Below are 5,182 nucleotides of genomic sequence, written 5' to 3'. Positions count from 1 at the left end.
GATGCAACCTTAGGTAGTAAGTGGCGAGGAAAGTTCACTATCGTCCACACTCGTTATCGGACGGATGTTGGACGCAGGTAAAGGAGGATTCTGCAGGTTTGATTTGATTGGCGCTCCCTAGCGGGCATCCAGATGTCAGCAAATCAATGACTTGTGGGGCGGTGGGCCACAAACCAATCCCATTAGAACGTTATGTTTTCTGACGAATGTGACCCACCTTGGCTCAGTGCTGATGAGTCCGAAGTTCAAATCGTTGCGGAGCGAAGTTATCAGCGCGATTTCATCGCTGATTCCGAACTTCTCGGACGGCTCCCAGTGCTGACGACCATTGGCGCACATCAGGCCGTGGTACGGCGCGCTGAAGGTTCCGGCACGCGTCGAATTGAGGACAAAGCCGGCAACATGAATTTTCATCAGCATCCCCTCAAGCGTATGAGGCGGGGCATCGATGGTGGCGCGGGCCTTGTCGGTGGCGGCGACAACCGCGCGGTTCCATTTCCGCTCAAGGGCCTTTTCTTTTTTGGTCGGATTTTTGACGGGGATACTTGATCCGGCCTGAAGTGAAAGCGCGTGCGCGTATGCCCGGCAAAACGCATCGTGCAGCTTGAACAGAGCATCATCTGCCGTTGTGATGCGTAGTGCGATCGGTGGTGATTTCGTGTTACGTTTTCCGCTGGTCATTCGAATATCTTTCGCTTTGCAAATGGTGATTGGGTTTTCAGGTGATCGGGGCCGGACGAGTGTCCGCACATTCGTCCGGCCCGCGTTGCTGCGGTGGATTTTGGTTGGCCTCCTTTCTAAGCGGCTTGCAGTTGCCGCATTTCGGCGCGGCACTCGCGAATGGTTGCCTTCCATTGCGGGCCGCTATCGATACCGTCGGCGCGATCGATCAACCCTTGCAGGGCTTCGATCCGCTCGGCTTTGTCGGTGGATGACAGGGCGGCAACGCGGGCGGCCCTGCGGGCTTCAACCCATGCCTGCTTCAAGGCCCATGCGAAACAGTCGCGGCCTATCGCTGAAAACTTGATCTGCGGGAATTTGTAGGTTTGCCGGAAGATCGCCCAGGCCCGGCTCATGAGGGCCTTGCGGTCGATTTTCGGCATAGCTCCGCCGTTCACCGGGTGTTTTCCATCATAAGGGTTGCCAGCCAGCTCGCTATTTGATAGAAATTCTATTAAAACGGCGCTTAACCATTATCAATAGAAATTCTATCAATCGAGGTGAAATGATTTCAGTCCGTCAAATGAAGGCCGCGAGGGCCTTGGCCGGATGGTCGCAGGGGGACTTGGCTGCGGCCTCGGGAGTCTCTGAGCCCACGATCGCGCGGCTAGAGTCAGAGGATGGTCCGCTGGGCGGTAGGTCAGATACAGGTGAGAAACTCGTAGCGGCATTACAAAAGGCTGGCATTGAGTTCATCGCGGAGAATGGCGGCGGGGCAGGGGTGAGGCTGAAGAAACGGAAGCGCTGACGGAATTTCAGGTCTTGATCGACTAATTTGCTGCGCGAGGTGATTAGGCGGCCTCGGCCAGACCGTCCCAAATTATTCACATACCTGTCAAACTGGTTGACTACATAACGCCTTGGGGATTATCGAGATTTGGGGCGCTGGTTTGGAGTTATCCACATGCTGCCGACCGCTTGGACTCTCTCGACGATCGAAGCTGCCCTCTTCGTGGCCGTGGTGCTGGGCTTAGCCGCCGCTGGAACGTGGGTGTCGGTTATCGCCTGAACGCTCGTGATCTCATCCCTTGCCCAGTATTTCCCGCCGCTTGGTTTTGGACAGTGGCGACCGGTAGCGCCGATCTGCCGATAGCCCTCCATGACTCTAGGAAGGTCGCTGGTGAGTCCGGGATTTACTGGCTGCGTTTGTGTAGGCCGATCGGCGCCAGCGCATGGGCGAGTTTCGCGCGGGACTAAGCGCCGACACGCAAGCCCAAGCCCAAACACTCCGCCGTGAACGAAACTCGTTGATCAAGATCACGAAGCCGTCCTGAAACAAAACCGTCCTAGCTTCGATGGTTGACACCCATGCGGGAGGACGCAATGCGAACTCTGATATTCAGCGCCACCTTACTTGGAGCCGCCGCTGCAGGGTTTTACACCTTGATGCCATCCTCACTTGTAGCGGCTCGGGACGCCAGGGCAGCGACATTTTCCGAACGATTTGCTCCGGTGCTCGACCAAATGAAAAAGCCCACCGGGGCTCTCACGTCGGCAGGGTAACAAGCGTCAAGTCTTTGCCAGCTGGGTTTGCGCTCCCGACCGGGGTATTCGCCAAACCTCAAGGAGGTGTGGAATTAGCGCCTGAAGCAGATGTCGCGGCGACGTCACTAGAGTTGACCCCGTTAGACTGGATACGCGGCTTGTTAAACCGATGCCGGGCGGTTTTGCTCGATCCAACTCAAACACCGACAGCTTTCGACAGCACGCAGCTAATAATCTTCCAACTGCCATCGGTCTGCCGTTCCAGCACGTAAAGCGCCTCCCAGGCGACCCCATCAGCATCAATGATGTGAACTTCCTGGGATATCTTGTCCTCCAAAGATTTTGCCACGCCAAGCTCGAAGCTCTTGTGGCGGTAGATTGGCGCGTAGCCATTTTGGACCATGTACATAAATACCGCCGCACTTCTGTACATGCTTGTTATCGGCGGACCCGCAAATGAATAGGCTGTCGCGGAATCATCACTGACGATCGCCTTTTCCTGGGAGCGGATGATGGACTGCGCGGTTTCGAGATCATCAGCTCGGGCGATACTTACGATACTTAATAAAGCGACCAACGACATGGCGATCCGCATCAAACACCTCCTGCTCAAGTAAAGTACGCAGAAGATACAAAAGGGTTTCTAGCGCAGCGTCGGAGGACTGGGGTAGTTGAATTTAAACGAGCGGGACCCGGCCGCATTTTCGGGGGGCCTCATGGGGCGGGCTTGCATTCTTACGCGCGGGCTGCCTTCACATGGCATTGATCTGCGTGGCTGGGCTGCGCCCACAGTGAGCAATATTGAACAGCGGCGCAGAACCCGGTCTGCTGAAATGTAGATTGAACAAAGGCGTTCCCCGGGATAGCCCCGACGCGGGCGGTCCTGGTCCCGTCGGGGCCGCTTCTTTTGTTCGCGATTTCGAATAACGACCGGAGAAGTGATGTTGCGCATTTTGCAGATCTTAGCTCTCGCTTTTCGGCTGCACCGGCGACCGTACCAAGCAGAGCCTGAATGATCGCCATGCAGAGCCACAGAACATTGGATTGCTCACCTGAGCGGTGAGTTGCCGCCCGCCGTTGCCCGCGCCTTCATCAATACCTGCGCGCGCTCTTCCCGAACCGAACGCGCTCAACCACGATGAGATCGCCGCGCGACAGCCGACGCCATTAAGGCTTCTTCTTAGGTGGCGGCCCAGCTGGTTTCGCTGGCCGAGACGCGGCGACGGGACGCGGGGGCGCCGACCTCGGTGCCACCGTTTTAGGTGGAGATACGGCAGCGACTGGCTTGGCCCGATTGTTCATCACGTTTGGACGTGCACCGGGGTTATTCGCAGGTAAGCTACCTGCTCCCTTTTTGTCTAACGCCGCTGTAGCAGGCGCTGTCTTCGGTAGCGAAGCGCTTGGCTGAGCCTTCGGCGGGATCGCGCTCGGCTGCACTGCTTTCGCCGGAACAATGCCCTTGCCGGTGAACTCGCCTGGCTTAGAGGTCGCCGCAACTGCGGGATTGCCGTGATTTACTGAGGCCAGCAGCGTCTTGTTGGTACTGGCTGTCTGCTCGTGTTGAGTTTGCGATGGAGTCGCGGCCACGTGAGGCTCCCGAGCTGCGGCTTGTTCTTGCGGCGTCGGTTGGGCAGCCGTTCCTCCGGTGCCACCATTGAAGCTAGCTCGCGTCACGCTGTTAGTAACGACAGTCTGGCTGTAGACATTCGTGATCGAGACGCTGCCGAAATTATTGACAGTCCGATTGTAAGCAAAAACACCATTGTTCCAGCGTCCACCTTCGTAACCGACGCCGCCATAGCCGAATCCGTAGCTGACACCACCATAAAAGCCGACGTGCGGTCCCCAATAACCTACATTCCAGCCGTAAACGCCATCATGCCATCCCCAATAGCCCGGCGTCCAAAGCAGGCCCGCCGAGGGAGGCTGAACCCAAGTTCCCGGAACCCAAAAATAGCCATCCGGACCGTAAGCCCAATAGCCGGGTGCCCAGATGTAACCATATGCAGGGATTTCAGGCTGCTCGTAAACCGGAAGCTCTGGTGGAGCGACCCGAATAACCAAGACTTGGGCAATGGTAGCTACCGGCGCGACCATCAGGACCAGCGCCGCTGACAGCAAAATGGCGTAAAGAAATCGGCCCAAAGTGATCCCTCGTGGCAAAGCGGAAAAGTATCCCGCTAAAGTCGTGCATGAATGACGCGACATTAAGGCGCGACCCGCCTGTTATCCCCGCTGCGCGATCTCAAGTAAAAACGCAATCCTGGACGACATATCCCAAGCCTCAATTTCGCTCAGTCGAGTTCCGACACTCCAACTCCACTCTTCCTTCATCGATTGTGCCGTCGAGCCAATCTCTCGCTTGAAGACTTCGCCTTCGCGTCCAAGAAATAACTGTCCGCGACCGCAAGCAGGATTCGTACGAAAGTTCGCATTTCACTCCGTCGGCCTTCGACGTCCCGCAGACTACTAACCGCCGGGCATGCCTTCGTCGAGTGAGTTGCTGGGCGGGACGCCGTTAGCAGCATCGCGCACTATTTGAATAAGCTCCAGGATGAGATCGGCGCGACCGGCACCAGAAGTATTTCTTAGCAGATATCCAACCGCCGCCCGGATTTCCGCTTTGGCATCGTCGCTGTTTGCGAAATCCCAATCTGATTCATCCGACATGCAACCACCTCGCATCATTTGAAGCTGATTACCCGTAACGCCCATAATTAGCGCGGGCGATTTTTTCCCATTAGGGCTTGTTGTAGCCAGACGCGGCGCGTTACGATTCCCTGGTGATCTTCCTCCGAAAAAATGGACAGGGTTAAGCTGCTTTTAGCTCCATCTCGATCGGGCTGAGATATCCTATGGCCGAGTGGCGACGCGTTCGATTGTAGAAGCCCTCGATGTAGGCAAAGATATCACGTCTGGCGTCCTCGCGGGTTGCATAATGCTGGTGATGGACGAGTTCGGTTTTGAGCGTGTGGAA

Annotated in this window: 7 protein-coding genes; 1 reads left to right on the top strand and 6 read right to left on the bottom strand. The window is 56.5% G+C overall.

Translation table 11 applies throughout. The annotated features are described in order from the left end of the window. Positions 1–135 precede the first annotated feature (135 nt). Positions 136–681, bottom strand: a complete 546-nt coding sequence (locus ABSE61_RS35855; protein WP_423875893.1) for a hypothetical protein — start codon at positions 679–681, stop codon at positions 136–138. 116 nt (positions 682–797) lie between these two features. Continuing rightward, a complete protein-coding gene (locus ABSE61_RS35850; protein ID WP_423875892.1) occupies positions 798–1,118 on the bottom strand; it encodes a hypothetical protein in 321 nt (106 codons plus the stop codon). Between the two features lie 107 nt (positions 1,119–1,225). On the opposite strand from ABSE61_RS35850, the gene ABSE61_RS35845 reads away from it, so the two are divergent. Next, complete coding sequence (locus ABSE61_RS35845; RefSeq protein ID WP_423875891.1) at positions 1,226–1,468, top strand: helix-turn-helix domain-containing protein; 243 nt, start codon at positions 1,226–1,228, stop codon at positions 1,466–1,468. Between the two features lie 933 nt (positions 1,469–2,401). On the opposite strand, the gene ABSE61_RS35840 is transcribed toward ABSE61_RS35845, so the two are convergent. From ABSE61_RS35840 to ABSE61_RS35825, 4 genes are all read right to left on the bottom strand, one after another. Then, the gene (locus ABSE61_RS35840; RefSeq protein ID WP_423875890.1) at positions 2,402–2,800 is read right to left on the bottom strand and encodes a DUF4864 domain-containing protein; all 399 of its coding nucleotides are present in this window, start codon (positions 2,798–2,800) and stop codon (positions 2,402–2,404) included. Between the two features lie 572 nt (positions 2,801–3,372). Beyond that, on the bottom strand, positions 3,373–4,413 hold the full coding sequence (locus ABSE61_RS35835) for a YXWGXW repeat-containing protein (protein WP_423875889.1): 1,041 nt from the start codon (positions 4,411–4,413) through the stop codon (positions 3,373–3,375). A 261-nt stretch (positions 4,414–4,674) separates the two neighbouring features. Next, positions 4,675–4,875, bottom strand: a complete 201-nt coding sequence (locus ABSE61_RS35830; RefSeq protein WP_423875888.1) for a hypothetical protein — start codon at positions 4,873–4,875, stop codon at positions 4,675–4,677. A gap of 142 nt (positions 4,876–5,017) precedes the next feature. Beyond that, a partial coding sequence (locus ABSE61_RS35825) for an IS3 family transposase (RefSeq protein ID WP_423875894.1) occupies positions 5,018–5,182 on the bottom strand: 165 nt, incomplete at its 5' end.

The organism is Bradyrhizobium sp., assembly GCF_049519115.1.
GTDB lineage: Bacteria > Pseudomonadota > Alphaproteobacteria > Rhizobiales > Xanthobacteraceae > Bradyrhizobium.
Note: the sequence above shows the minus strand (reverse complement) of the source record. Positions and strands in the feature narration are given on the sequence as shown.